At 70.8% G+C, this 26,016-nt stretch carries 24 protein-coding genes and 2 tRNA genes; 13 read left to right on the top strand and 13 right to left on the bottom strand.

The features are described 5' to 3' along the window. Positions 1-45 precede the first annotated feature (45 nt). Both BEK98_RS10915 and BEK98_RS10910 read right to left on the bottom strand, forming a co-directional pair. The gene (locus BEK98_RS10915) at positions 46-1,416 is read right to left on the bottom strand and encodes an ABC1 kinase family protein (protein WP_094216232.1); all 1,371 of its coding nucleotides are present in this window, start codon (positions 1,414-1,416) and stop codon (positions 46-48) included. Next, positions 1,409-2,623, bottom strand: coding sequence for a TOMM precursor leader peptide-binding protein (locus BEK98_RS10910; RefSeq protein WP_094216231.1), 1,215 nt, complete (start codon positions 2,621-2,623; stop codon positions 1,409-1,411). The genes BEK98_RS10915 and BEK98_RS10910 overlap by 8 nt, the downstream gene beginning before the upstream one ends. Before the next feature lie 290 nt (positions 2,624-2,913). Here BEK98_RS10910 and BEK98_RS10905 point away from each other — a divergent pair, with 290 nt between their 5' ends. The 4 genes from BEK98_RS10905 (at position 2,914) to BEK98_RS10890 (ending at position 6,776) form a co-directional block, all read left to right on the top strand. Then, positions 2,914-3,510 (top strand): M48 metallopeptidase family protein, encoded by a 597-nt coding sequence (locus BEK98_RS10905; protein WP_094216230.1) that lies wholly within the window; start codon positions 2,914-2,916, stop codon positions 3,508-3,510. A 129-nt stretch (positions 3,511-3,639) separates the two neighbouring features. Then, on the top strand, positions 3,640-5,310 hold the full coding sequence (locus BEK98_RS10900; protein WP_094216229.1) for a TerD family protein: 1,671 nt from the start codon (positions 3,640-3,642) through the stop codon (positions 5,308-5,310). 11 nt (positions 5,311-5,321) lie between these two features. Continuing rightward, positions 5,322-6,002, top strand: a complete 681-nt coding sequence (locus BEK98_RS10895) for an AIM24 family protein (RefSeq protein ID WP_094216228.1) — start codon at positions 5,322-5,324, stop codon at positions 6,000-6,002. 18 nt (positions 6,003-6,020) lie between these two features. Further along, complete coding sequence (locus tag BEK98_RS10890; RefSeq protein ID WP_094216227.1) at positions 6,021-6,776, top strand: AIM24 family protein; 756 nt, start codon at positions 6,021-6,023, stop codon at positions 6,774-6,776. Positions 6,777-6,831: 55 nt separating this feature from the next. On the opposite strand, the gene BEK98_RS10885 is transcribed toward BEK98_RS10890, so the two are convergent. After that, entirely contained in the window at positions 6,832-7,353 is a 522-nt protein-coding gene (locus tag BEK98_RS10885) for an NUDIX hydrolase (RefSeq protein WP_094216226.1), read from the bottom strand. Then, positions 7,350-8,798 carry a zinc-dependent metalloprotease gene (locus BEK98_RS10880; RefSeq protein WP_094216225.1) on the bottom strand — a complete coding sequence of 483 codons (1,449 nt, stop codon included), beginning with the start codon at positions 8,796-8,798 and terminating at the stop codon, positions 7,350-7,352. Before BEK98_RS10880 ends, BEK98_RS10885 begins: the two co-directional genes overlap by 4 nt. A 192-nt stretch (positions 8,799-8,990) precedes the next feature. On the opposite strand from BEK98_RS10880, the gene BEK98_RS10875 reads away from it, so the two are divergent. From BEK98_RS10875 to BEK98_RS10865, 4 genes are all read left to right on the top strand, one after another. Continuing rightward, entirely contained in the window at positions 8,991-10,100 is a 1,110-nt protein-coding gene (locus tag BEK98_RS10875; protein ID WP_094216224.1) for an SDR family oxidoreductase, read from the top strand. Between the two features lie 218 nt (positions 10,101-10,318). After that, positions 10,319-10,780 (top strand): molybdenum cofactor biosynthesis protein MoaE, encoded by a 462-nt coding sequence (locus BEK98_RS10870; protein ID WP_094216223.1) that lies wholly within the window; start codon positions 10,319-10,321, stop codon positions 10,778-10,780. A gap of 156 nt (positions 10,781-10,936) precedes the next feature. Beyond that, positions 10,937-11,110: a hypothetical protein gene (locus BEK98_RS48930; RefSeq protein WP_167444129.1), complete on the top strand. Its 174-nt coding sequence runs from the start codon at positions 10,937-10,939 to the stop codon at positions 11,108-11,110. A 50-nt stretch (positions 11,111-11,160) separates the two neighbouring features. Then, positions 11,161-12,258, top strand: a complete 1,098-nt coding sequence (locus BEK98_RS10865; protein ID WP_208643069.1) for a YlbL family protein — start codon at positions 11,161-11,163, stop codon at positions 12,256-12,258. Positions 12,259-12,396: 138 nt separating this feature from the next. Here BEK98_RS10865 and BEK98_RS10860 read toward each other — a convergent pair whose 3' ends face one another. Then, positions 12,397-12,939, bottom strand: a complete 543-nt coding sequence (locus BEK98_RS10860) for a PPA1309 family protein (protein WP_094216222.1) — start codon at positions 12,937-12,939, stop codon at positions 12,397-12,399. A gap of 164 nt (positions 12,940-13,103) precedes the next feature. Here BEK98_RS10860 and BEK98_RS10855 point away from each other — a divergent pair, with 164 nt between their 5' ends. The 4 genes from BEK98_RS10855 (at position 13,104) to BEK98_RS10840 (ending at position 18,252) form a co-directional block, all read left to right on the top strand. Beyond that, positions 13,104-15,980 (top strand): UPF0182 family membrane protein, encoded by a 2,877-nt coding sequence (locus BEK98_RS10855; protein ID WP_244201829.1) that lies wholly within the window; start codon positions 13,104-13,106, stop codon positions 15,978-15,980. A gap of 41 nt (positions 15,981-16,021) precedes the next feature. After that, positions 16,022-16,095, top strand: a tRNA-Met gene (locus BEK98_RS10850). Between the two features lie 204 nt (positions 16,096-16,299). After that, positions 16,300-18,111: a tetratricopeptide repeat protein gene (locus BEK98_RS10845; protein WP_208643067.1), complete on the top strand. Its 1,812-nt coding sequence runs from the start codon at positions 16,300-16,302 to the stop codon at positions 18,109-18,111. Positions 18,112-18,178: 67 nt separating this feature from the next. After that, positions 18,179-18,252, top strand: a tRNA-Met gene (locus tag BEK98_RS10840). Between the two features lie 104 nt (positions 18,253-18,356). Here the strand turns inward: BEK98_RS10840 and BEK98_RS10835 are convergent. From BEK98_RS10835 to hisN, 4 genes are all read right to left on the bottom strand, one after another. Next, positions 18,357-18,773: a Fur family transcriptional regulator gene (locus tag BEK98_RS10835; RefSeq protein ID WP_094216219.1), complete on the bottom strand. Its 417-nt coding sequence runs from the start codon at positions 18,771-18,773 to the stop codon at positions 18,357-18,359. A gap of 106 nt (positions 18,774-18,879) precedes the next feature. Continuing rightward, the gene (locus BEK98_RS10830) at positions 18,880-19,272 is read right to left on the bottom strand and encodes a CBS domain-containing protein (RefSeq protein WP_094216218.1); all 393 of its coding nucleotides are present in this window, start codon (positions 19,270-19,272) and stop codon (positions 18,880-18,882) included. A 187-nt stretch (positions 19,273-19,459) separates the two neighbouring features. Beyond that, positions 19,460-20,773 carry a phosphatase PAP2 family protein gene (locus BEK98_RS10825; protein ID WP_425276602.1) on the bottom strand — a complete coding sequence of 438 codons (1,314 nt, stop codon included), beginning with the start codon at positions 20,771-20,773 and terminating at the stop codon, positions 19,460-19,462. 59 nt (positions 20,774-20,832) lie between these two features. Beyond that, entirely contained in the window at positions 20,833-21,633 is an 801-nt protein-coding gene (hisN, locus tag BEK98_RS10820; RefSeq protein WP_094216216.1) for a histidinol-phosphatase, read from the bottom strand. A 188-nt stretch (positions 21,634-21,821) separates the two neighbouring features. Here hisN and BEK98_RS10815 point away from each other — a divergent pair, with 188 nt between their 5' ends. Then, the gene (locus BEK98_RS10815; protein WP_244201826.1) at positions 21,822-22,433 is read left to right on the top strand and encodes a TetR/AcrR family transcriptional regulator; all 612 of its coding nucleotides are present in this window, start codon (positions 21,822-21,824) and stop codon (positions 22,431-22,433) included. A gap of 35 nt (positions 22,434-22,468) precedes the next feature. On the opposite strand, the gene BEK98_RS10810 is transcribed toward BEK98_RS10815, so the two are convergent. From BEK98_RS10810 to BEK98_RS10795, 4 genes are all read right to left on the bottom strand, one after another. Beyond that, positions 22,469-22,792: a DMT family transporter gene (locus tag BEK98_RS10810; protein ID WP_094216214.1), complete on the bottom strand. Its 324-nt coding sequence runs from the start codon at positions 22,790-22,792 to the stop codon at positions 22,469-22,471. A gap of 84 nt (positions 22,793-22,876) precedes the next feature. Next, positions 22,877-23,887: a ribosome small subunit-dependent GTPase A gene (gene rsgA, locus BEK98_RS10805; protein WP_094216213.1), complete on the bottom strand. Its 1,011-nt coding sequence runs from the start codon at positions 23,885-23,887 to the stop codon at positions 22,877-22,879. Between the two features lie 16 nt (positions 23,888-23,903). After that, entirely contained in the window at positions 23,904-25,220 is a 1,317-nt protein-coding gene (gene aroA, locus BEK98_RS10800) for a 3-phosphoshikimate 1-carboxyvinyltransferase (protein ID WP_094216212.1), read from the bottom strand. Between the two features lie 28 nt (positions 25,221-25,248). Further along, positions 25,249-25,971 carry a M50 family metallopeptidase gene (locus BEK98_RS10795; RefSeq protein ID WP_094216211.1) on the bottom strand — a complete coding sequence of 241 codons (723 nt, stop codon included), beginning with the start codon at positions 25,969-25,971 and terminating at the stop codon, positions 25,249-25,251. Between the last annotated feature and the right edge of the window lie 45 nt (positions 25,972-26,016).

Raw genomic sequence — 26,016 nt, 5'->3', positions numbered from 1 at the left:
CCGGCAGCCCGGCAGCCCGGAGGACCCGTACCCCCGTACCCCCGATCAGGCCTCCGCCGCCGGTTCCTCCTCGGTCCATTCGTCCTCGAGTGCGAACCCGGGCAGCCACTCCTCCAGTTCCTCGCGCAGCCGTACCGTGGCTCCCAGTTGGCACAGCACGCCGATGGTGCTCAGCGTCACCCGGTGTATCAGCAGATAGGCCGGCGGCAGGTTGAGCTGTTTGCCCAGCTGGTAGGCGGGGGAGCGGGGGTCGGCGATGCGGGCGGCCTGGCTGCGCATCCACGAGCGGGTGAAGGTGAACGCGTCGACCCGGGCCGGCTCGATGATCGGCAGCAGGTAGTCGAGGACCGCGTCGGGGTCCAGCTCTATGGAGTCCTTGACGAACCCCTCCGTGCACAGCAGCTCGTAGACGGTCTCCGCCTCGCCGTCCAGGGTCATCCGCAGTGAGATGCCGATCGGTGAGGGCAGGCCGCCCGGGAGCCGGTCGACCGTGCCGAAGTCCAGGACGCCCAGGCGCCAGTCGTCGTCGCCGTCCGGGCCGCCGGGCAGCAGACGGAAGTTGCCGGGGTGCGGATCGGCGTGCAGCAGGCCGGTGCGGGCCGGTCCGGAGAACAGGAAGCGGGCCAGGAGCTGGCCGGCACGGTCGCGCTGCTCCTCGGTGCCGTCCGTGATGATCTCCGACAGCGGGATCCCGTCGATCCACTCCGTGACCAGGATCTGGTCGCACTGGTGCACCACGGCCGGGACCACCACGTCCGGGTCGTCCGCGAACTCCTGCGCGTGGGCGTCCTGGGCCTGGGCTTCCAGCGCGTAGTCCAGTTCCTCGGAGACGCGGTCCCGCATCTCCGCGATCAGCGGCTTGATGTCCATGCCGGGGATGAGCGGCCCCAACAGCCGGGCGAAACGGCTCAGTTGACTCAGGTCGGACAGCAGGGCCTCGCCCGCGCCCGGGTACTGCACCTTGACCGCCACCTCACGGCCGTCGTGCCACACCGCCCGGTGCACCTGCCCGATGGAGGCCGCGGCCGCCGGTTTGTCCTCGAACTCCAGGAACAGGTCCCGCCAGTCCGCTCCCAGCCGCTCCTCGAGCACCGCGTGCACCGTGCGGGTCGGCATCGGCGGAGCCGCGTCCTGGAGTTTGGTCAGTGCCGCGCGGTAGGGACCGGCGACCTCCTCCGGGAGGGCGGACTCGAAGACGGACAGGGCCTGCCCGAATTTCATGGCTCCGCCCTTCAACTCCCCGAGGACTTTGAACAGCTGCTCCGCGGTGCGCTGTTGCAGCTCCCGGCCGACGATCTCCGCGGACTCGCCCACGATCCGCTTGCCCAGCCCCCAGGTCGCCCGGCCTGCGAAGCCGAGCGGGAGCGCGGCGAGCTTGGCGGTACGGGTGACCGCCTTCCGGGGAAGATCAGACATGCGCCCTCCAAGTCCCAGTCGGCCGCGCCGCGCCTGCCTTGCTTCGTCGCACCGTCGTCGGCCGTTGCACCGCCATTGTCTCGCGCGGCTCCCCGTCGGTTGAGGAGTGTTCCCCCTTTCCTCTCTCCGCCGCCCCGCACCCGCACGCCGGGTGTGGCCGCACCGGCCGGGAACGCCAGTTCAGACGGGGCAGGGACGTCTCCCAGCGGGCGCCCGCGCTGGACGGCGACGCCCCGTCGAGGAAGGCGAGGGCGTGTGCGGCGGCCAGTCCCGCGACCGTCGTGGCAAGCGCCAGGTCGCAGGCGCCCACGCGGCGGGCCTTTCCGGAGCGCCACTGGGCGACCAGGCGGGGCCAGGCAGGGTCCCGGTCCGTGCGGTCCTGGTGCAGGCAGCCGGCGCAGCTCGTCTCGCCGGGCAGGACGAGCGGTCCGACGACTCCGGTGCCTTCCACGACGCCTGCGTAGAGATGGGGCGTTCCGGAGGCCATGAGCGGTTCGGCGGCGAACGGGTCCGGTGTGTGCACGGCGACGTCGTCCCGGGGGGTGAGGATCACCAGGGAGAGTCCGGGATCCTCCGTGCCGCAGCGGGTGGAGCGGGTGTGGCGCGGTGGGCGGTCGGGGGCGGCGCGGCGGACTGCTGCCCGTGCCGCTGTGTCCCGGCGCTCTCGGAGGGACTCGGCGGGCAGCCCGCCCGGGGCCACGTCCCACGGTTCCACGCGTCCCACGTCGCGCACGTCGACCTCGCCGATGCCTGCCCCGGACAGTACCGAGGCCAGTACGGCGCCGACCCGCCCCGCGCCCCGGACCTGCACCCGCAGGGAGCGGCGGGCCGCGAGCCGGCCGAGGGCGCCGCCGGGTTCGGGGGTGCTCAGGGAGAGCGAGGCGAGGTCGGGGCGCAGCCGCTCCAGGACGTCCGTCTTCTCGCGCAGGGTGTCGGCGGCCGGTCCGCCGCCGCGCGTGTCGTCGAGCAGGCCGGCCCGGGCCAGCCGGTCGAGGAGTGCGTCGACGTGGTCTTCCTGCAGGTCCATGCGCCGGCCCTCCTCGCGCAGCAGGGGGAGGGCGCGGGTGCCGTTGAGCAGTTCCAGGAAGCTGCCGGTGGCCGTGTCCATCGGTCCCAGTGTCATCGCGTGCGCCGGAGTCATCCCGAACTGCACGGTGTTGAGGTCGCGCCAGCCGCGCCGCAGCGCGGGTTTCACCATCGGGTGCATGACAGGTCCCCCGTATCGCGTGAATTGCCCTGAAACATTCCTTGAGCGAGTGGATGTCGATGGACATCCGTGTTGTCGGTGGAGCCGGTCGTGCTCTGTCGACGTCTGCCAGCATGCCGGGACGTGCTGACGGGTGGCGGGCGTTGTCCACAGGCGGGGGATGATCGTCGTACGAATCGGCCGCACCAGTCGGACATATCGGTCGTACAAATCAAACGCATGGTGGGGCATCGGCATCGAACCGTCCCGGAGCCGGGACTTCGGCGCTGTGCAGCGGGTAACGTCGGGGCGTGCCCGCCGACCCCCTGCACCGCGCCGGAAAGTCACAGCGCAGCACGACGAGCCAGCCGCCGAGCGGCTCGGGGGCGAGCGCGATCGAGGTCCGCAGGAGTACCCGGCGCCGCCGCACGGTCTCCGCGTACCGCGAGGGCGATCGCACCGTCGTGCTGATCCCCGCCCGGATGTCCGAGGCGGAGGAGCAGCGCTGGGTGACCGTCATGCTCGACAAACTGGCCGCCCAGGAGAGCAAACGGGTGCTGGGCGACGCGGAGCTGACCGAGCGCGCCGAGCGGCTGTCGGCCCAGTACTTCGACGGCCGGGCGCGCCCCGCCTCCGTGCGCTGGGTCACCAACCAGAACACCCGGTGGGGTTCGTGCACCCCGGCCGAGGGCAGCATCCGGCTCTCGCACCGGCTGCAGGGGATGCCGGAGTACGTCGTCGACTACGTGCTCTGCCATGAGCTGGCGCATCTGCTGGTGCCCGGTCACGGGCCGGACTTCTGGCGGCTGCTGGAGTCCTACCCGCGCACCGAGCGGGCCCGTGGTTACCTCGAAGGGGTGGTGGCGGCCGAGCGGCTGCCGCATGTGCCCGGCGCGCGCGGGGAGTGAGCCGGGCGCCGTACGTCCTCCGCCGCTCGCGGTTGTGTACCGGGTCTGTACCGACTGCGTCCGTTGTCGGGGTTTGCCGTTAGCCTGGCGCGACGCACTCACATTCGGGATGGGGGACGGTCGTAACGCATGGCCAGGGAATTCCAACGCGGCCACAAGGCCAAGGTCGGTGACCTCACGGCGGGCACGGATCTGTACGTAGGTGTGCAGATCTCCGCCCCCGGACTGACCTTCGACATCAGCTGCTTCGGTCTGGACGCCGACGAGCGTCTCTCGGACGACCAGTACTTCGTCTTCTTCAACCAGCCGAAGTCCCCGGAGGAGTCCATCCAGCTGCTGGGTGCCCAGTCGGGCGACACGGAGTCGTTCCGGGTCACCCTGGACCGGATCCCCTCCCACATCCGCAAGCTGTCCTTCACGGCGACCATCGACGGTGCCGGGCAGATGTCGCAGATCGATCCCGGATACGTGCGCATCGTGGCGGGCGGCGAGGAGGTCGCGCGGTACTCCTTCAACGGCTCGGAGTTCTCCACCGAGCGGGCCGTGATGCTCGGTGACTTCTACTTCAAGGACGTGTGGCGGTTCGCCGCGGTCGGGCAGGGCTTCGACGGCGGCCTGGAGGCGCTGCTGAAGAACTTCGGCGGCGAGGTGATGGAGGAGGAGGCGCCCGCCGCCCCGCAGCAGCCGCAGTCCGGCGCCGCCCCCGGTTTCGCCCCGCCCGCACAGGCCGGCCCGCCGCCCGCGTTCGGCGCCCCGGCCGCACCGGCACCCGCCCCCGCGCCGGCGCCCGCTCCGCAGGGATTCGCGCCGCCGGCCGCACCCGCGCCCCCGGCCCCGGCGCCCGTGCCGAACGTGCACGCGGCGCCGACGATCGTCGCCCCCCTGACCCCGCCCCCCGGCGGCACGGTCCATCCGCCGGCCCCGGCGCCCGCGCCCTACGGCCAGCCGCCGCAGCAGCCGTCGTACGGCGGCCAGCCCGGCGCGCCGATGCCTCCGGGCTACGGCCAGCAGCCCTCCTACGGTGGCCAGCCGGGCGCGCCCATGCCCCCGGGCTACGGCCAGCAGCCGCCCTACGGCGGCCAGGTCCCCGGCCAGCAGGCAGCCCCCTACGGAGTGCCGCAGGGCGCTCCCCAGGGCGGTGCCGGTGTGTCGGCCGCGCTCCAGGCGTTCAAGGAGACGCCCACCGGGCAGCGCTGGACGCAGCAGAACTCGAAGCTCGTCCGGGTCGACCTCGGCATCGGCGGGCAGCCCGTGCTGGCCCGGCAGGGCAGCATGGTGCTCTACCAGGGCAAGGTCGACTTCGGCTACAAGGGCGCCGGGTTCGCCGGGCGGCTCGTCGGCAACGCGACCGGCCAGGAGATGCAGCTGATGCGCTGCACCGGCCAGGGCCAGGTGTTCCTCGCCGAGAACTCCACCTACCTGCACCCCGTCGAGCTGCAGGGCGACGCGATCTGCGTCTCCTCGGAGAACGTCCTCGCCTTCGACGAGAGCCTCCAGTACGAGGTCCGCCGGATCGAAGGGCACGGCATCCCCGGCGGCGCGCTGTTCACCATGCAGTTCCAGGGCACCGGCACGATCGTCGTCAAGACGCACGGCACGCCCGTCGTGCTGCCCGTGACGCCCACGACCTTCGCCGACTGCAACGCGGTGGTCGCCTGGTCGGCCGCCTCCCAGGTGATCGTCTCCAGCCAGGTCCGGATGCGCCGCAACGCCTACCCGGGCGACACCGGCGAGAGCGTCAACCTGCAGTTCCGGGGCGCGCCCGGCAACTTCATCGTCGTCCAGCCGTACGAGGTCTGAGGGAGCCCGTCATGAACCAGCCGCTCGCGGGCTACGCCCCCGCACCCGTCACCGCCCGTATGGAGAACCACGGCGACCACATGCTGAAGGTCGCCCTGCAGACCGGGAACGACCTCCTCGCGCGCGTGGGGTCGATGGTCGCCTACGAAGGCTTCATCCAGTACGAGCCCAACCCGCCGGCCGTGCGCCAGATCGCCCGCGACTGGATCACCGGCGAGGGCGCGCCGCTGATGAAGTGCTCCGGCGACGGACTGCTCTACCTCGCCGACTACGGCGCGAACGTCGTCGTGATCAACCTCAACGGCGACGGTATCTCCGTCAACGCCACCAACCTGCTCGCCTTCGACGCCCACCTCAGCTGGGGCGTGGAGCGGGTCAAGGGGCTCGCCAAGTTCGCCGGGCAGGGCCTGTGGAACACCAGGATCTCCGGGCAGGGCTGGGTCGCGCTGACCTCCCGGGGCAAGCCGATCGTCGTCGACTGCGGCGGCGGCGAGGACGAGACGTACGTCGACCCCGACGCGCTCGTCGCCTGGTCGCCGAACCTGAAGGTGAAGGGCAAGCGCAGCTTCAAGGCGCAGTCACTGATCGGCCGGGGCAGCGGTGAGGCCTACCAGATGGCCTTCTCCGGCCAGGGCATCGTCGTCGTCCAGCCCAGCGAGGACAGCACCGACCGTCTCCGGTTCCGGGGCTGAGGGGGAGTCAGAAGCACCATGCAGAGTCCGCTTTTCGCGTACAACGACTCCCAGACGCAGGAGCGTTGGAGCCTGCAGAACAAGCAGATGCTCCGTGTCACCCTGGAGGGCCACGACGACCTCCTCGCCCGCAAGGGCACCATGGTCGCCTACCAGGGGCTGGTCGAGTTCGACGCCGAGTACCGCAGCAACAACCAGGCACGCGCGCGTGCGTACACCGGCGAGGGGCTGGACCTGATGCGCTGCCACGGGCAGGGCACGGTCTACCTCGCCAACCTCGCCCAGCATGTGCACGTCCTGGACGTCGAGCAGGACGGCCTGACGGTCGACAGCAGCTACGTCCTCGCCATGGACTCCTCGCTGCACCACGAGGTCATCGCCGTCGACAGCCTCTACGGCATCTCCGGGTCCGGGAAGTACCAGCTGAACATCACCGGGCGCGGCAAGGTGGCCCTGATGACCTCGGGTGCGCCGCTGCTGATGCAGGTCACGCCCGACAAGTACGTCAACTGCGACGCCGACGCGATCGTCGCCTGGTCCACCGGGCTGCGCGTGCAGATGCAGGCCCAGACGCACTCCTCGGGAGTGTGGCGGCGGCGGGGCAACACCGGTGAGGGCTGGGAGCTGAGCTTCATGGGCTCCGGGTTCGCGCTCGTGCAGCCCAGCGAGCTGCTGCCGCCGCAGAACGCCCAGATCGGTCAGGGCCTCGCCGCGCAGTTCGGCATGGGGCAGCAGGGGGCGCGCGGTCAGAACCAGGGCAACGTCTGGAGCTGACCGTCCGGAAAGCAAACGTAAGGGGCGACCGCTATGGCGGTCGCCCCTTACCCGTTCACAGCCTGGCGCGTGTGGCGTCCAGCAGGCGTACGACCGACTCGTCCGCCACGTCCGGCACCTCGTCGTAGGCGAACCAGCGCACGTCCAGCGACTCGTCGCTGATCACGTGCTCGGCGTCGCTCGGGGCCAGTGCCGCGTACTGCACGTCGAAGTGCCAGTGGCACGGCGCCGGGATCGAATGCCGGTCCAGTCGCACCGGTCCGCCGGACAGCAGCGTCAGCCCCGGAATGCCGGACTCCTCGGTCGCCTCGCGCAGGGCCGCCGCGGCCAGCGAGGCGTCGCCCGGCTCGCAGTGGCCGCCCATCTGCAGCCACATCCGCAGCTTCCGGTGCAGCGTGAGCAGCACCCGGCCGTGCTCGGGGTCGATCACCAGCGCGCTCGCCGTGACGTGGCCCGCGTGGCAGGCCTTCCATATGCCGTCCGGGTGCGCCGCCAGATGGTCCAGGTAGGCCTGGCGCAGGTCTCCCTGGTCCTCGTACCCCTTCAGCACGAGGACCGCGTCGTCGTACAGGCTCACTCGGCGTCGTCGCCCTTGGGCTCGTCGTCCTTGTCGTCCTTCGTCAGGTTCGGCTTCTCGCCGGAGCCGCTCGCCGCCTCGCCGAGCATCTTGTCCAGCTCGGAGAAGTCCAGCTGCTCACGGTGCACGAAGCCGTCCGGGTCGTCCAGGTCGGAGGCCGTCGGCAGCATGTCCGGGTGGGCCCACAGGGCGTCCCGGCCGTCGACCCCGCGCGCGTCCGTGAGCGAGGCCCACAGACGGGAGGCGTCGCGCAGCCGGCGCGGGCGCAGCTCCAGGCCGATCAGCGTGGCGAACGTCTGCTCCGCGGGGCCGCCGGTGGCCCGGCGCCGGCGCAGGGTCTCGCGCAGGGCGTCGGCGGACGCCAGACGCGGCTTCGCGGCCGCGTGGACCACCGCGTCCACCCAGCCCTCGACGAGCGCCAGAGCCGTCTCCAGACGGGCCAGAGCCGCCTTCTGCTCGGGCGTGTCCTCCGGCTGGAACATGCCCTGCTGGAGGGCGTCCTGCAGCTGCTCGGGGTTCTGCGGGTCGAATTGGCCGACCACGTCCTCCAGCTTGGCCGTGTCGACCTTGATCCCGCGCGCGTACCCGTCGACCGCCCCGAACAGGTGCGAGCGCAGCCACGGCACATGCGAGAAGAGGCGCTGGTGGGCGGCCTCGCGCAGGGCCAGGTAGAGCCGGACCTCCTCCTGCGGCACGCCGAGGTCCTTGCCGAAGGCCGCCACGTTGGCCGGGAGCAGCGCGGCCCGGCCGGCCGGGCCCAGCGGCAGGCCGATGTCGGTCGAGCCGACGACCTCGCCCGCGAGCACGCCTACGGCCTGCCCGATCTGCGTGCCGAACATGGCACCGCCCATCGAGCGCATCATGCCGATCAGCGGGCCCGCCATGGCCTGCATCTCCTCCGGCAGGACGTCACCCATGGCCGCGCCGACCCGCTCGGCGACCGGGTCGACCAGCTCCTGCCAGGCGGGCAGGGTCGCCTCGACCCACTCCGCGCGGGACCAGGCCACCGCCGAGGCGGCGCCCGACGGCAGGGACGTCGCGTCGTCCAGCCACAGGTCGGCCAGGCGGACGGCCTCCTCGACCGCGGTGCGCTCGGCGGTGCCGACGCTCGCGTCCTTGACGCCGTCCGGGGTGCCCTGGGAGACCGTCTGGCGGGCGATCTGCTTGGCCATGTCCCAGTTCACCGGGCCGCCCTCGTAGGAGAGCATCTGGCCCAGCTGCTGGAACGCGGCGCCCAGGTCGGTGGGGTTCAGGGAACCGAACATCGCTGCGAGCGGATTGTCGGCGCCGGAGCCGCCAAAGCCCCCGGCTCCGGGCAGGCCGCCGAAACCGAACGGGTTGGCCGGTCCCTGCCCACCACCGCTCTGCTGGTCCTTCTTCTTGCCCTCGTCGCCGTCTTCCGGCTCCTCCGGCGGAAGGCCGAATCCGAATGGGGTGTCACTCACGGGGTTCCTCGGCTGGTAAGGCCGCCGGTCTGTCTCCGGCGGCGCGGCTGCCCGACTTCACCACCCAGCGTAGACACCCGGACCCGATCGGGCCTCGGTGCTTCGTCCAGAGAACGCCTGCGGCAGGATGGATGCACCTGGTACGGACGCGTCGGTCGCGCTCGTACTGAAGACAACCGCTGGAGACGCCCGGTGAGTTCCCCAGATCCGCAGGTTCGCGCAGCGCGAAACCCCTCAACCCCGCCCTCCGTGCGCGGACCCGTCGTCGCGGTCACCGGTGCCGCCGGCGGGGTGGGCGCCCTGCTCACCGAGCGGCTCGCCGCGTCCGAGGAGATCAAGCAGGTCATCGCCATCGACGAGCGGCGCGGCGAGTGCGCGGCCGCGCAGTGGCACATCCTCGACGTGCGCGACCCCGCGATCGCGGACAAGCTGCGCGGCGCGGATGTCGTGGTGCATCTGGCGCTCGACCTCGACCTCGGGAGCGACACGGCCGCCCGCACCGCTTACAACGTCCGGGGGACACAGACCGTGCTGACCGCGGCTGCGGCTGCCGGCGTGCACCGGGTGGTGCTGTGTACGTCCGCGATGGTGTACGGCGCGCTGCCGGACAACGAGCTGCCGCTGTCCGAGGACGCCGAGCTGCGGGCCACGGCCGAGGCCACCGGGGTCGGGGATCTGCTGGAGATCGAACGGCTGGCGCGGCGCGCTCCGCGGGCGCATCCGGGGCTGAACGTGACCGTGGTACGGCCGGCTGTGCTGGTGGGAGGTACGGACACCGCGCTGACGAGGTACTTCGAGTCGCCTCGGCTGCTGGTCGTCGCCGGGTCGCGGCCCGCGTGGCAGTTCTGCCATGTCGAGGATCTGTGCAGTGCTCTGGAGTACGCGGTTCTGGAGAAGGTCGACGGGGAGCTGGCGGTCGGCTGTGACGGGTGGCTGGAGCAGGAGGAGGTGGAGGAGCTGAGCGGGATCCGGCGGATGGAGCTGCCGTCGGCGGTCGCGCTCGGCGCGGCGGCCCGGTTGCACCGGATCGGGCTCACTCCGTCTCCGGCGGGGGATCTGGCCTACACGATGTATCCCTGGGTGATCAGCGGGAGCCGGCTGCATGACGCCGGGTGGCGGGCGCGGTGGACCAATGAGGAGGTGCTCGCGGAGTTGCTGGAGGAGGTTTCCGGGCGGCATACGGTTGCCGGGCGTCGGCTGGGGCGTAAGGACGCGACGGCTGCGGGTGCTGCGGGGGCGACGGTTGCCCTGCTGGGCGCGGCTGCTGTCGTACGGCGGGCTCGTAAGGCTCGGCGGCGCTGAGGCAAGGGGCTCCGCCCCTTGGACCCCGCCAGGGGGCTCCCGCCCCCTGGACCCTCGGCCTATGCCCACCCACCACCCGACTCGGTCGGCTGAGAGGTGGCCCTACCACCCGACCCTGTGGGTCGAGAGGTGACTGTAGAAGGCTCCAAAGCATCCCGCGCGCGTGCATGGTGAAACGCGTATTCCTCGTTGTCGGGGGCATGCGGCACGATGGACGTATGGCAGTTACGAACGATCACCCCGGTGAGCAGGCGGCTCAGGACCCCATCAAGCTGATCGGCATCCGGGAGACCGCGCTGTCCGTGGACGAGGTGTTCCGGGCCGTGGGGGACGACGCCGCCGGTGGTATCGCGCTGTTCGTGGGGACCGTGCGGAACCACGACGGAGGTGCCGACGTCGACCAGCTCGGGTACTCCTGCCATCCCAGTGCCGAGGCCGAGATGCGGCGGATCGCCGAGAAGGTCGTCGCCGAGTACCCGGTGCGCGCGCTGGCCGCCGTCCACCGGGTGGGTGACCTCGAGGTCGGGGACCTCGCCGTCGTCGTGGGTGTGTCGTGCCCGCACCGGGGCGAGGCCTTCGAGGCGTGTCGCAAGCTGATCGACGACCTCAAGCACGAAGTGCCCATCTGGAAGCACCAGAAGTTCTCCGACGGGACCGAGGAGTGGGTCGGCGCCTGTTGACATCAGCCACACCCGAGTGCACGCACACCTGTGTTCACGTTCGGCCCACCACCCCCTCCGGTTGCGTAACCGCCCCCCTGGCGTGAGCGTTGTCAGTGCGGATGGTTAATCTGCTGATCAGTCAGTTGCGGACGCTCATGGGGTTGGGAGGTCGGCATGGCGGCGCTTGCCTGGTTGCTGATTCCGCTGGTGGCTGCGGTCGGTGCCGGACTGTGGGGCAGCTGGGCCAACCGGACCCGCAAGGCCCGCAGCGACGGGCCCGAACTGGACGGGTACGCGCGCTTCCGCGAGGCTATGGAGAAGCCGCGCTCGGGTGCGCGCGGCGCCTGACGGGGGTGCCCTGACGGTGCGCTGACAGGGGCGTCCCGTACTGTCGTGACATGCCACGCCGCACCGCGACGATGCTCGCCTCCACCCTGATGCTGATCGCGCTCCTGTGCGCGGGAGTGCTCATCCCCGTGCCGTACTCGGAGATGTCCCCGGGGCCGACCGTGAACACGCTCGGGGAGCACGACGGCGAGCCGGTGCTGCAGATCGACGGGCACAAGACCTATCCGACGGACGGGCATCTGAACATGACCACCGTCCGGGTCACCAGCGCCGACTTCCGGATGAACCTGGTGGAGGCCGTCTACGGCTGGCTGGCGCGCGACGCCAAGATCGTGCCGCACGACACGCTCTACCCGGACGGCAAGACGGAGGAGCAGTCCACCCAGGAGAACGCCGAGGAGTTCAGCCAGTCCCAGGAGAGCGCCAAGGTCGCCGCCCTGAAGGAACTGGGCGTCCCGGTGAAGTCCTGGGTGATCGTCTCCACCGTCGTCAAGGGCACCCCGGCCGAGGGCCGGCTGCACGCCGGTGACGTGATCAAGGCCGTGGACGGCACGGCGGTGAAGCAGCCGTCCGACGTCGCCAAGCTCGTCACCAAGCACAAGCCGGGTCAGGACGTCGTCTTCACCGTCGTCCCCGCCAAGGAGCAGGCCGCCGCCGAGAAGGAGCACAAGACGGCGACCAGGACCCAGGACGTGACGATCACGACGGCGGCCTCCTCCGACAGCGGCCCCAAGCGGGCCATCGTCGGGATCTCCGCCGGGACCGACCACACCTTCCCGTTCACCATCGACATCAAGCTCGCCGACGTCGGCGGGCCCAGCGCCGGACTGATGTTCGCGCTCGGCATCTACGACAAGCTCACCCCGGGCAGCCTCACCGGCGGCAAGTTCGTGGCGGGCACCGGCACCATCGACGACAACGGCACGGTCGGGCCGATCGGCGGCATCGACATGAAGACCGTCGGCGCGCGCAGCAAGGGCGCCCAGTACTTCCTGACACCCGCCGACAACTGCGCGGCCGCCGCCAAGGACACCCCGAGCGGGCTCACCCTGGTCAAGGTCAAGACCATCGGCGACGCGCTCGACGCCCTGAAGGACATCCGCAGCGGCGACACCGCCGACCTGCCGAAGTGCACCGCCAAGGGCTGACGAGCGGACCCCGGTACACGGCTGGGGGCGCCCCTTGTCACAGGGGCGCCCCCAGCGCCGTACCAGCCCTACGAAAAGCGGACCTGCGGAAAGCGGACCTACGAGAAGCGGACCTGCGAGAACTACGAGAAGCGGACGTCAGTCCTCGAACGTGGCCGACAGGGCCTCCGCCAGGCCCGGCACCAGGTCCGGGCCGGTCAGCACCTCCGTCGAGGAGTCCTTCTCACGCAGCCGCAGCGCCGACTCACGGCTGCCGTCGCGCAGCACCGCGACCGTCATGCGGACCTCCTGGCGCTCGGGGTGGTCCGCCACCCACTTGGCCAGCTTGCCCTCGCTCAGGCCCTGCGGGACCTGCGCCTCGGCCGACGGAGGCAGCATCAGGCGCTCCACCGTCAGCGCGCAGCCGACCACCGCGTCCGGCCAGGCGATGGTGCCGAGGAACTCGTCGAGCGGCTTGTCCGCCGGGATCTCGTCCTGCTCGATCGGGGTGAGACCGGTGGTCTCGGGCGCGTCCTCCAGGCCGAGCTGGGCGGCGAGCGAGGGTTCCTGAACCCGCAGCCGTGCGGTGTCTACGAGGGCGAAGAGGCGAGCGGGCTGGTCCCAGCCGAGGCCGGAGGCGTACTCGTCGATCTCGAGTACGGCCCGGGTGAGCGGGCTCGCTGCCATGGGAGTGTTGGACATGGTCACAATCCTGCCTCGTTACCGGCCGGAATCGGGAACCGAGTAAACCGTGAGTAAGTTGCATAGGTGTGGGCCCGCGATCACGGGGGGCCACGGAGGGCCCGCGAACACGAGGGCCTGACGGATCGACAGCGAACTTCGAGGTGCGCACCTTGGCTTTCCAGATGCCGGACCGCGGCGGAGGCCCGACGGGGCCGCGGATCAGAGCGGGCCGCCCGTCCCGGCGGGTCCGGACCCTGCTCATGACACTGGGCGTCCTGTCCGTCCTCGGCATGGCGTTCACCATGTTCGCGGGCTTCTGGACGGACTGGCTGTGGTACCGGTCGGTGCACTACTCGTCCGTGTTCACCACCACCCTGTCGACCAAGATCGGGCTGTTCTTCGTCTTCGGCCTGCTGATGGCTCTCGCCGTGGGCTTCAACATCTGGCTCGCGCACCGGCTGCGGCCCCCGCTGAGCGCCATGTCCATGGAACAGCAGAGCCTGGACCGCTACCGGATGGGCATCGCGCCGTACAAGACGTGGATGCTGCTCGCCGTCACCTCCCTCGTCGGTCTGATCGCGGGTGCTTCGGCCTCCAGCCAGTGGCGCACCTGGCTGATGTGGGTCAACGGCGTGCCCTTCCACCAGAAGGACCCGCAGTTCCACCTCGACGTCTCCTTCTACGCCTTCGATCTGCCCTGGTACCGGTTCCTGCTCGGCTTCGGCTTCGCCACCGCGATCCTCTGCCTGATCGCCGCCGCGCTCACCCACTACCTGTACGGCGGCCTGCGGGTCACCAGCCCGGGTGCTCGTGCCACCGCCGCCGCGACCGGGCATCTGTCGGTGCTCCTCGGCATCTTCGTGGCGCTGAAGGCGGTCGCCTACTGGCTCGACCGGTACGGCCTCGCCGTCAAGTCCAGCGACTTCAAGGCGACCGGCAACTGGACCGGTCTGCGCTACGTCGACGCCAACGCCTATCTGCCGGCCAAGACGATCCTGTTCTGCATCGCCGTCATCTGCGCGCTGCTGTTCTTCGCCACCCTGTGGCGGCGCACCTGGCAGCTGCCCGTCATCGGCTTCGGCCTGATGGTGCTCTCCGCGATCCTGATCGGCGGCCTGTACCCGGCCATCGTGCAGAAGTTCCAGGTCCAGCCCAACGAGCAGGCCAAGGAAGCCCCGTACGTCCAGAAGAACCTCAAGGCGACCCGTGAGGCGTACGGCATCGACGACGCCAAGGTCACCGAGTACGCGGGCAGGTCCACCACCGCGGACAAGACCAAGCTGCGCGACCAGGTCGACGACACGGCCAGCATCCGCATCATGGACCCGAACGTCGTCTCGCCGACGTTCCAGCAGCTCCAGCAGATCAAGGCCTACTACGGGTTCCCGACCAACCTCGACGTCGACCGGTACTCCACCAAGGACGGCAAGGACCAGGACACCGTCCTCGGTCTGCGCGAGCTGAACCTGGACGGTATCCCGAAGAACAACTGGATCAACGACCACTTCCGCTACACGCACGGCTACGGCGTGGTCGCCGCCAAGGGCACCGAGGCCGACAGCGAGGGCCGGCCGGTCTTCATCGAGAAGAACCTCCCGTCCCAGGGCGACCTCGGCACGTACAAGCAGCAGATCTACTACGGCGAGAAGACCACCACGTACTCGATCGTCGGAGGCCCCCAGAAGGAGGTCGACTACTCCGACAACGAGCGCGAGAAGACCACCAGCTACACCGGCAAGAGCGGGGTCAACCTCGACAACCCGATCAACCGGGCCGCGTACGCGGTGGCGTTCAACGAGCCGCAGATCCTCTACTCCGGCGCGATCGGCAAGGGCTCGCGGATCCTGTACAACCGCACGCCCAAGGACCGTGTCGAGGCCGTCGCCCCCTGGCTGACCATCGACGGCGACGCCTACCCGGCCGTGGTGAACCACCGGATCCAGTGGATCGTGGACGCGTACACGACCACGAACGGATACCCGTACGCCTCCCGTACGACCCTCGGTGACACGACGGCCGACTCGCTGACCGCGACCAACAACTCCCGTGCGGTGGTGGCCCAGCAGAACCAGGTCAACTACATCCGCAACTCGGTGAAGGCGACCGTCGACGCGTACACCGGCGAGGTCAAGCTGTACCAGTGGGACACCGCTGACCCGGTGCTGAAGACCTGGATGAAGGCATTCCCCGGCACGGTGAAGCCCCGCGCGGACATCTCCGCCGACCTGATGGCCCATCTGCGCTACCCGCAGGACCTGTTCAAGGTCCAGCGCGAGCTGCTCACCCGTTACCACGTGACCGACGCGCAGACCTTCCTCAGCGGCAGCGAGGTGTGGGAGGTCCCGGACGACCCGACCAACGACTCCGGCAGCGCGGTGCCGCCGTACTACCTGAGCATGAAGATGCCGGACCAGAGCGCCCAGGCGTTCTCGCTGACGACGACGTTCACGCCCAACGGGCGGGACAATCTCAGCGCCTTCATGGCCGTCGACTCCGACCCGCGCACGAACGACTACGGCAAGATCAGAATCCTGAAGCTGCCGACGAACACGACCGTCGACGGACCCAAGCAGGTCCAGAGTCAGTTCAACTCCGAGTCGGACATCGCCGAGACCATCAGCCTGCTCAGCCGCGGGCATTCGAAGGTCGAGTACGGCAATCTGCTGACCGTGCCGCTCGACGGTGGACTGCTGTATGCGGAGCCCGTCTACGTCCGCGGTGGTTCGCTCAAGTACCCGTTGCTGAGGAAGGTCCTGGTCACCTACGAGGGCAAGACCGCCTTCAAGGACACCCTGGACGAGGCCCTCAACGAGGTGTTCGGGGTGAAGAGTTCGACCACGCCACCGGAGACCACCAACCCGCCCAACTCCAGCAATCCCACGGTCAGACAGGCACTGGAAGACGCCCAGAAGGCCTTCGACGCCGGGCAGCAGGCCCTGAAGGAGGGGCCGGACTGGGACGCGTACGCCAAGGCGCAGAAGGACCTGCAGGACGCGCTGAAGCGGGCCGAGGACGCGCAGTCCAAGGCCGACAAAACGGGCGACAAGAACAAGAGTTGATCAAGACCCTCCGTGCCGTGGTACTGTTACCAGGCAAACGGCGCGGGGTGGAGCAGCTCGGTAGCTCGCTGGGCTCATAACCCAGAGGTCGCAGGTTCAAATCCTGTCCCCGCTACTGAAGTCGAAGGCCCGGATCCTCAGGGATCCGGGCCTTCGTGGTGTGCGAACTCATGTACAGGCGGGTGAGACGGCCGCGCCGCCATGGGGAGTTGGGCGACCTGTGTTTGACTTATCTCTCTGTGGGCATGTCGACAAAACGCTGAAGTGACCTCACGGGCTGCGGTATACCGGGTGTACCCAGGTTGCAGGTGGTGCGACGATGGACGTTATGGGGGACAAGGCAACTCTGTTCGAGACAGGGCGATTTGTGCAGCCTCCGAGTGAGGAGCCGACGCGGGACGAGATGGGCGACATGGGGGAAGCCGCCGAGGAGGTACGCCTCCGGCTCGCCGCGGAGACCGGCGACACCGAGGCGATCAGCGTCCTCGGAGCCATGCTGCTGCGCCGCGGCGACCTCGACGGAGCCGAGCCCCAGCTGCGTGCCGCCACCGCGGCCGGGGACCGGGCCGCCGCCAACAACCTGGGCGTCCTCCTGCACCAGCGCGGCTATCCCGAGGAGGCCGCCGGCTGGTGGCGGATCGCCGCCGTCGCCGGCTCGGCCGCCGCCGCGCACGCGCTCGGCCGGCACCACCGCGAGCGCGGGGACGAGCCCGCCGCCGAGTACTGGCTGCGCCAGTCCGCCGAACAAGGTCATGTGCTGGGCGCGTACGCGCTCGCCGACCTCCTGGAGCACCGCGGGGACGCCAGTTCCGGACAGTGGATGCGTGCCGCCGCCGAGCGCGGGCACCGCGAGGCCGCCTACCGGCTCGCACGCGCGCTCGACCGCAAGGCCGCACACGAGGACGGGGACGCCCCTGACAACGCTGTCGGGGAGATCGAACAGTGGTACCGGCAGGCCGCCGCGCGCGGCCACCGGCGGGCCGCGCTGCACCTCGGGGCGATCCTGGAGAAGCGCGGGGAGCTGAAGGAGGCCGGGCGCTGGTACCTGACCTCCGCCAAGGACGGGGAAGCGCGCGCCGCCTGCGCCCTCGGGTTCCTGCTGCGGGACGCCGGGGACACCGAGAGCGCGGCCGTGTGGTGGCTCAGGGCCGCGCAGGACGGCGACGGCAACGCGGCCAACGCGCTGGGCGCGCTGCACGCCGAGCGCGGGGAGACACAGACCGCCGAGCGCTGGTACCGGGCCGCGCTGGACGCCGGGGACGACAACGGGGCGTACAACCTCGGGCTGCTCTGCGCCGAGCAGGGGCGGACCGCCCAGGCCGAGCAGTGGTACCGGCGGGCCGCCTACGCCGGGCACCGGGAGGCGGCGAACGCGCTGGCCATCCTGCTGCTCCAGGGCGGCGACACGAGCGGCGCGGAGCCGTGGTTCTCCAAGGCCGCCGAGGCCGGGAGCGTGGACGCCGCGTTCAACCTGGGGATCCTGCACGCCGGGCGGGGCGAGGCGCCGGCCGCGCTGCGCTGGTACGAGCGGGCGGCCGCCGCTGGGCACACCGAGGCCGCGCTGCAGGTCGGGATCGCCCGGCTGCGCGAGGGGGACGAGCGGGAGGCCGAGCGGCATCTGCGGTGCGCGGCCGGCGGCGGCAGCTCCGAGGCGGCGTACCGGCTGGCCACCGTGCTGGACGCGCGCCGGCCTCCGGAGCCCGCGCACGAGCTGGGCGAGGTCGTGCACGAGAAGACCGAGTGCGAGGAGTGGTACGAGCGGGCGGCCTCCCAGGGGCACCGGCGGGCGCAGGTGCGGGTGGGCATGCTCGCGGCGGCCCGGGGTGACGTGGTCGAGGCGGCGCGGTGGTACCGGGCGGCGGCGGAGGCCGGGTCGCGCAACGGGGCGTTCAACCTGGGGCTGCTGCTGGCCCGGGAGGGGAGCGAGCCGGAGGCGGCGATCTGGTGGACGCGGGCCGCTGACGCGGGGCACGGGCGGGCGGCGCTGCGGCTGGCCCTCGTCTACGCGCGTCGCGGCGAACTGGCCGAGGGGCAGAAGTGGGCCGACCGGGCGGTGGTGCTCGGGCCCGCGGAGGTTGCGGAGCGGGCGGGGCGGTTGCGGGACGCGCTGCGGGAGGAGCTGTCGGCGTGACCGCGGCCACTCCCCGCCCATCGATTTGCTTCCGCGGGCTTCCCTCACGTAATGTCGTGTTCACCGACGCGGGGTGGAGCAGCTCGGTAGCTCGCTGGGCTCATAACCCAGAGGTCGCAGGTTCAAATCCTGTCCCCGCTACTGAAGGCCTAGGGCCGGAATCCAGAGATGGATTCCGGCCCTAGGTGTGTTCGCGGGCACAAAGTGTTCGCGGGCAAAAAAAGGGGGGCTCGCGCCCCCCTGTGTCACGCGCTCGCGCAGTTCGGGCACAACCCCCGGTACGTCACCTCGACGTCCGACACCGTGAAGCCGAAACGCTCCGTGTCGGGGAGGTCGGCGAGCGGGTTGCCCGTGGGGTGCACGTCACGGATCGAGCCGCACTGGGCGCAGACCAGGTGGTGGTGCGGCCGGTGCGCGTTCGGGTCGTACCGCTTGGCGCGCTTGTCGGTGGTGACCTCGAGCACCTCGCCGAGGGAGACCAGCTCGCCCAGCGTGTTGTAGACGGTCGCCCGGGAGATCTCCGGCAGTTTCGCCACGGCCCGCGCATGGACCTCGTCGGCCGTCAGATGGACGTGCTCGCCGTCGAGAACCTCGGCCACGACGCGACGCTGTGCGGTCATCCGCCATCCGCGTCCGCGCAGCCGTTCCAGAAGGTCGCTCATGGAATCCAGCGTAACAGCATCGAGACCAGGTTCTGAACGGGTGTGACTTTGGAACTTTGTCACCCTTAGACAAAGTCTAAGGGTGCTCGAGGCCGGCTTCGAGGGTTCACACGGGTACCTCCCGCCGTGCCGGCGCCCAGCAGCGGATGATGTCGCGGACCGAGACGATGCCGGCGGGCTCGCCGCGATCGAGGACGACCAGATGCCGGAAGCCGCCGTGCGCCATGGCGCGGGCCGCCTCCTCCAGGGTCCAGGCCGGGGCGGCGAAGACGACGTCGGTGGTGGTGTGGGCGTGGGTGCGCTCCGTGTCCGGATCCTGGCCGAGGCCCACGGAGTTGAGGATGTCGCGTTCGGTGATGATGCCGATGCCGCCGGCGTCGGGATCGAGGACCACGGCGGCGCCGACCCGGCGGGCGGACATCAGGGAGGCTGCCTGGCGGAGGGTGTGGTTGGGGCCGAGAGTGAGGACCACGGTGCTCATGGCGTCACGGACGAGCATGGGATGGGCCACCTCCTATGGGAGTCCCCGGACCGCGGCACCCGGCCGTTAGTTCAGGGATTCACAAGTTCACAAGTGGGGGTGGCTTCAGGGTGACAGGTAAAGGGCGGGTCAACAAGAGGGCGCGCGTGGCCAGTTGAGGGCGTGCGCGGGCTTCTCTCCTTGCTCAGGAGCGCCGCCAATGCGCTCAGACCATCTCGGGTTGCGGTTCCGGTCGCGGCGCCGGTGCGGCCTCCCGCTCCCACTCGTTGGTGGTCCGTACGTAGCCCTGGATCACCGAGGCCATCGCCAGAAGGAGAAGTGGTCCGGCCACCCATGGATGTTCGGCCATCTGCATCGGCAGATAGCGATACGACACCAGGAGCGCGGCGAAGACCGTCGCGCCGCGAGCGACCAGCTGGGTTCCCGACCGGTCCCAGCCGCGTGCGAGCGAGCGCAGAGCCGCCTCGATCGTGAGGGTGAACACCACCCCGGCGATGAGATCCGCGCCGTAGTGGTAGCCGAAGCCCAGCGTCGCGCCGAGCGTGCTGACCAGCCAGAACGCGCCGAAGAACCGCAGGGTTCGTGGGCCCTTGCGGGAATGGATGAAGATCGCGGTGGCCCACGCCGTGTGCAGGCTGGGCATGCAGTTGCGGGGGGTGAACTCGTCGAACGGCATCGGGTGCGGGGTGCTGATCGGCGGTGGCGTGTCCGGCCACAGGTCGGCCGCCGCCCAGTGCACGCCACCCGTGCCGAAGGCGCCCGGGCCGTAGGCGAAGACCGGTCCGACCACCGGGAAGATCATGTAGATGGCCGGCCCGACGAGGCCGATCACCAGAAAGCTGCGCACCAGATGATGGCTCGGGAAGCGGCGCTCGACCGCCACGTTGCGCAGCTGGTACAGCGTGACGACGACCGCGGCCACCGCCAGCTGGATGTAGACCCAGTCGAGAACGTGGGCGCCGATCGGACCGGTGGCCTCGACCATCCGGCCCACCAGCCACGACGGGTCGCCCAGCGCGTGATCGGCGGTCGCCACGTACTGGTCGAGCACCGTCGGACGGGTCTTCGACGTGATGAGGAGCCAGGCGTCGCCGGTCTTGCGGCCGGTCACCAGCAGCAGGCCCAGCCCGACCCCCTTCAGCAGCAGGGCACGTTCCCGGCCGGTGCGGCGCGTGACGGCGATGACCGCACAGCCCAACATCACCCACAACGCGCCGTTGCCGAACATCATCTTGGCGTCGAAGGCCCACCGCACCAGAAAGAAGGCGACGTCGATGCCGATCGCGACACCTGCCGCGATGAAGCGTTGCCGCCAGGTGAGCACCACCATCATCAACGCCATGCTGGCGTACAGCAGCGGCCCCGACTTGGGGGCGAACACCACCTCTCGTGCCTGGTTGGTGATCGGCCCGGGCAGGCCGTAGTGACGTGCGGCGATCTCCAGCGCGATGAGGAATCCGAGGACCGTCACACCTGCCGCGGCCCACAGGGTCGCCCGTGGTTTGTTTGTTGTAGTTATCAATTATTTTTGCCGATTTATCTATTTAGTTGATACGCCAGGTCAGGCCACGAACGCCGTCAGTAGCGCTGGTTGAGATAGCCCAGCAACTCGTCGTGCAGCAGGCCGTTGGACGCGGCCGCGTTGCCGCTGTGCGGGCCCGGGCGGCCGTCCAGGCCGGTGAAGGTGCCGCCGGCCTCGGTGACGACGATCGCGTTGGCGGCCATGTCCCACAGGGACAGCTCCGGTTCGGCGCAGAGGTCGACCGAGCCCTCGGCGACCATCATGTACGGCCAGAAGTCGCCGTACGCGCGCGTGCGCCACACCTCACGGGTGAGGTCGAGGAAGCCGTTCAGGCGGCCCTGTTCCTCCCAGCCGGAGAGCGAGGAGTACGCGAAGGAGGCGTCCGCGAGCTTGCCGACCCGGGAGACGTGGATGCGGCTCGCGGCGGACAGGCTGCGGCCGGTGAAGGCGCCGTGGCCCTTCGCGGCCCACCAGCGGCGGCCCAGGGCGGGGGCGGAGACGACGCCGACGACGGGATGGTAGCCGCCCTCGCCCGCTTCCATCAGGGAGATGAGGGTGGCCCAGACGGGCACGCCGCGGACGTAGTTCTTGGTGCCGTCGATCGGGTCGATCACCCAGCGGCGGGGGCCGGTGCCCTCGATGCCGTACTCCTCGCCGAGGATCGCGTCCCTCGGGCGGGCGCGCTGGAGGTGGCCGCGGATCAGTTCTTCCGCCGCCTTGTCCGCTTCGCTCACCGGGGTCATGTCCGGCTTCGTCTCCACCTTCAGGTCGAGGGCCTTGAAGCGGGCCATGGTGGTGGCGTCGGCCGCGTCCGCGAGGACGTGGGCGAGGCGGAGGTCGTCGAGGTAGTCCGGCATGTGACGAACGGTATCTGGCGAGGGGGTAACGGGCTATAGGGGGCCTGGGGGACAGGGGGTGTCGGTGCCCGGTGTCGAGTGCCGGGTGCGTCGTGACCGAAGGGCGCCCTTCCGCACCACCGCGAACCCTTGACAGTGCATGTATGCGCGTCAAATCTGGGCGCAGAGTTGCTCGCCCCAGGGAGGCGATGATGCCTGCAGCCCGGGAATCGCTACTGGACGCCGCCTGTACGGCGCTCGGGCGTCGGCCGTGGTCCGCGGTGCGGATGGTCGACGTGGCCGCGGCGGCCGGGGTGTCCCGGCAGACGCTGTACAACGAGTTCGGGAGCAAGGAAGGGCTGGCCAGGGCGCTGGTGCGGCGGGAGGCCGACGGGTATCTCGCCGGAGTGGAGCGGGCCCTCGCCGCGCACACCGACCCGCGGGACCGGCTGACCGCCACCGCCGAGTGGATGGCGTCGGCGGCCCGGGACAACGCGCTGGTACGGGCCATGCTCACCGGCTGCTGGAGCGAGCGTCTACCCACGCCGACCCTGTCCGCCGTGCCGTCCTCCTCCGCCGTACCCGCGCAGCGCCGGGCGGACGGACCGCTGCCCTCGCCCCGCGACTTCGTGCAGATCGTGCGGGACCGGGCGGTGACGGTGCTGGCCGGTTCCGCCGCGGCCACGGCGGACACCGCCGAGCTGGTCCGGTCCTGCGAACTGGCCGTACGGGTCGCCCTGTCGTGCGTCGCGGCCCCACCGGGCGAGGGCTCGGTGGCCGAGCTGGTGCGCAGCGCCCTGGTCAGGCAGCGCGTCGGCTAGGGCCGGGCTGGCAAGGCCGGGCCGGGACGCCAGGCTTAGTGCGACGAGCCCGACAGCTGCAGGCCGATCACGCCGACGATCACCAGGGTGATCGAGACGATCTTCAGGGTGGACACCAGGTCGCCGAGGAAGATCATGCCGTAGATCGCCGTGCCCGCGGCGCCGATCCCGGTCCACACGGCGTACGCGGGGCCGACGTCGAGCTTCTTCAGGGAGAGGGTCAGCAGACCGAAGCTGCCCAGCGCGAAGGTGGCGAACGCGACCGTCGGCCACAGGCGGGTGAACCCGTGGGAGAGCTTGAGGCACACGGCGAAGCCGGTCTCCAGAATCCCGGCCACGATGACCAGCAGCCACGCCATGTGCTGTCCTCCCGTAGGTCCGGCCGTCCGGCTCGGTGCGATTATGCACTTACCGTCGCGGCACCCCGGCAAACAACGCGGTGCTCAGTCGCCTTCCCGGCGCTCCCGCGTCGACAGCAGCCGGCGCAGGGAGAACAGCCGCGCCGGGTCCGCGTGACCCTCCTCGACCCACGCGTCCAGCGCGCAGTCCGGCTCGTCGTGGCTGCACGCGCGCGGGCAGCCCTCGGTGCCCGGTTCCAGGTCCGGGAAGGCGTGGATCACCCGGGACGGGTCGATGTGCGCGAGACCGAAGGAGCGCACACCGGGGGTGTCGATGACCCAGCCGTTGGCAGTGGGCAGGGGCAGTGCCAGCGCCGAGGTGGTGGTGTGGCGGCCGCGGCCGGTCACCGCGTTGACGTGGCCTGTCAAACGGCGGCGGTCCTTCGGCACCAGCGCGTTGACCAGCGTCGTCTTGCCGACGCCCGAGTGGCCCACGAAGGCGGTGATCTTGCCGTCCAGGTATTCGCGCACCCGGTCCGCCGCGTCGCCGTTCTCCAGCTCCTCGCGGCTGGTGACGACGTAGGGGATGTCGAGGTGGCCGTACAGCTCCAGCAGCTTGTCCGGCGGGGCCAGGTCCGACTTGGTCATCACCAGCAGCGGCTCCAGACCGCCGTCGTAGGCCGCGACCAGACAGCGGTCGATCAGGCGCGGACGGGGTTCCGGGTCCGCCAGGGCCGTGACGATGGCCAGCTGGTCCGCGTTGGCGACGACCACCCGCTCGTAGGGATCGTCGTCATCGGCCGTGCGACGCAGCAGCGAGCTGCGCTCCTCGATGCGCACGATCCGGGCCAGGGTGTCCTTCTGGCCGGACAGGTCGCCGACGATGGCTACCCGGTCGCCCACCACGGCCGCCTTGCGGCCCAGTTCGCGGGCCTTCATCGCCATGATCGGACGGTCCTCGACCAGGCAGGTCAGGCGGCCCCGGTCGACGGTGAGGACCATGCCCTCGGCCGCGTCCTCGTGCTTGGGCCGGATGTTCGTACGCGGCCGGTTGCCCTTGCGGTTCGGGCGGCTGCGGATGTCGTCCTCGTCGGTGTGCTTGCCGTAGCGGCGCATGGTCCCAGTCCGCCCGTCAGTTCCCCAGCATCCCGGTCCACAGGTCGGGGAAGTCGGGCAGGGTCTTCGCCGTCGTCGCGACGTTCTCGATCTGCACGCCCTCGACCGCCAGGCCGATGATCGCACCGGCCGTTGCCATGCGATGGTCCTCGTACGTGTGGAAGGTCCCGCCGTGCAGCGGGCGCGGGCGGATGTGCAGGCCGTCGGCCGTCTCGGTCACGTCACCGCCGAGTTCGTTGATCTCCTTGGTGAGCGCGGCCAGCCGGTCCGTCTCGTGCAGCCGCAGATGCGCCACGCCCCGGAGGGTGGAGGGGGAGTCCGCGAGAGCGGCCACCGCCGCGATGCCCGGGGTCAGCTCGCCGACGTCACCCAGGTCCACGTCGATGCCGTGGACGGCGCCCGATCCGGTGAACTCCAGCCCGTACTCGGTCAGTTCGCAGGAACCGCCCATCTCGGTGAAGATCTCCCGCAGCCGGTCACCCGGCTGGGTGGTGCGGGCCGGCCAGTCCGGGATCAGCACCTTGCCACCGGTGACCAGGGCCGCCGCCAGGAACGGCTGGGCGTTCGACAGGTCCGGTTCGATCGTCAGGTCCCGGCCGAGCAGCGCGCCCGGCGTCACCCGCCACACGTTCGGCTCGCCGCCCGCCTCCGGGGTGTCCACCTGGGCGCCGACCGCGCGCAGCATGTCCACGGTCATCCGGATGTGCGGCAGGGAGGGCAGGGTCGCGCCGGTGTGGCGGACCTCGACACCCTGGTTGAAGCGCGGGCCGGACAGCAGCAGCGCCGAGACGAACTGGGAGGACGAGGAGGCGTCGACCGACACCGGGCCGCCGTCCAGCGCCCCGCCGCCGTGCACGGTCAGCGGCAGCGCGCCCCGGCCGTCGTCGTCGATCCGGGCACCGAGCACGCGCAGCGCGTCGATGACGCCGTTCAGCGGACGCTCGTACGACCGCGGGTCCCCGTCGAACCGGATGGGACCGTCGGCCAGCGCGGCCACCGGCGGCAGGAAGCGCATCACCGTGCCGGCGTTGCCGACGTCGACCGTGGCCGGACCGCGCAGGCCCGTGGGCAGCACCCGCCAGGCCTCACCGGAGCCGTCCGGGCCCACCCCCTCCTCGATCTCCACGCCCATGGCCCGCAGGGCACCGGCCATCAGCAGCGTGTCGCGGGAGCGCAGCGGACGGCGCAGCCAGCCGGGCTCGGAGGCGAGGGCGGCCAGCACGAGGGCGCGGTTGGTGACCGACTTGGACCCCGGCACGTGGACCGTCGCGTCGACGGCTCCGCTCGCGTGCGGGGCGGGCCAGAGGGCGGGGTGTGCGGTGTTCGGGGCCATGAGGCCACTTTATAAGGAGGGCCCGGCATCAACCTTCCAGCAGCCAGCCGCCCCCACCGATCAGCGAACACAGCGACACCGCGTGGAACAGGAACAGCCACAGACCCGCCGGGACATGCGTGAGCCGCGACAGCTGGTCCGCGTCCGAGTCGCCCGCGCCGCCCCGCGCCCGCTTCGACTGCAGCTCGAACGGCGGTCGTACGCCCCCGAAGAGGAGGAACCACACCACCGCGTACGCGAAGGCGGCCTGCACCTGCGGTCCCGCCAGCCAGGAGACCAGCAGGAAGGCGCCCCCGGCGAGGACCACGGTCAGGACGCCGTACGCGTTGCGGATCATCACCAGCATCACCACGAGCAGCGCGGTCGCCACCCACAGCAGCAGCGTGATGCGGCCCGCGGCCAGCAGGGCGGCGCCGCCCAGGCCCAGCAGCGAGGGGGCCGTGTAGCCCGCGGCCGCGGTGAGGATCATGCCGAGGCCGTACGGCTTGCCGCGGCTGACCGTGAGGCCGCTGGTGTCGGAGTGCAGGCGTATGCCCGTGAGCTGCCGGCCCGTGAGCAGGGCCACCAGGCCGTGGCCGCCCTCGTGCGCGATGGTGATGGCGTTGCGCGCGAGCCGCCACACGGAGTGCGGGACGACGACGGCGAGCGCGGCGACCAGGGTGGCGAGCACCACCCACAGGTCGGGGTCGGGCTGGGTGCCGGTGAGCCGGTCCCAGAGGTCGGGCAGCGCGGTGGCGGCGAGGCTGTCCATTCCGGTGGTGGCTCCCTGTCGTCGTGCGAAGTCTGGCAGTGTGGC

Source organism: Streptomyces diastatochromogenes (genome assembly GCF_002242805.1).
Taxonomy (GTDB): Bacteria; Actinomycetota; Actinomycetes; order Streptomycetales; family Streptomycetaceae; genus Streptomyces; species Streptomyces diastatochromogenes.
Note: the sequence above shows the minus strand (reverse complement) of the source record. Positions and strands in the feature narration are given on the sequence as shown.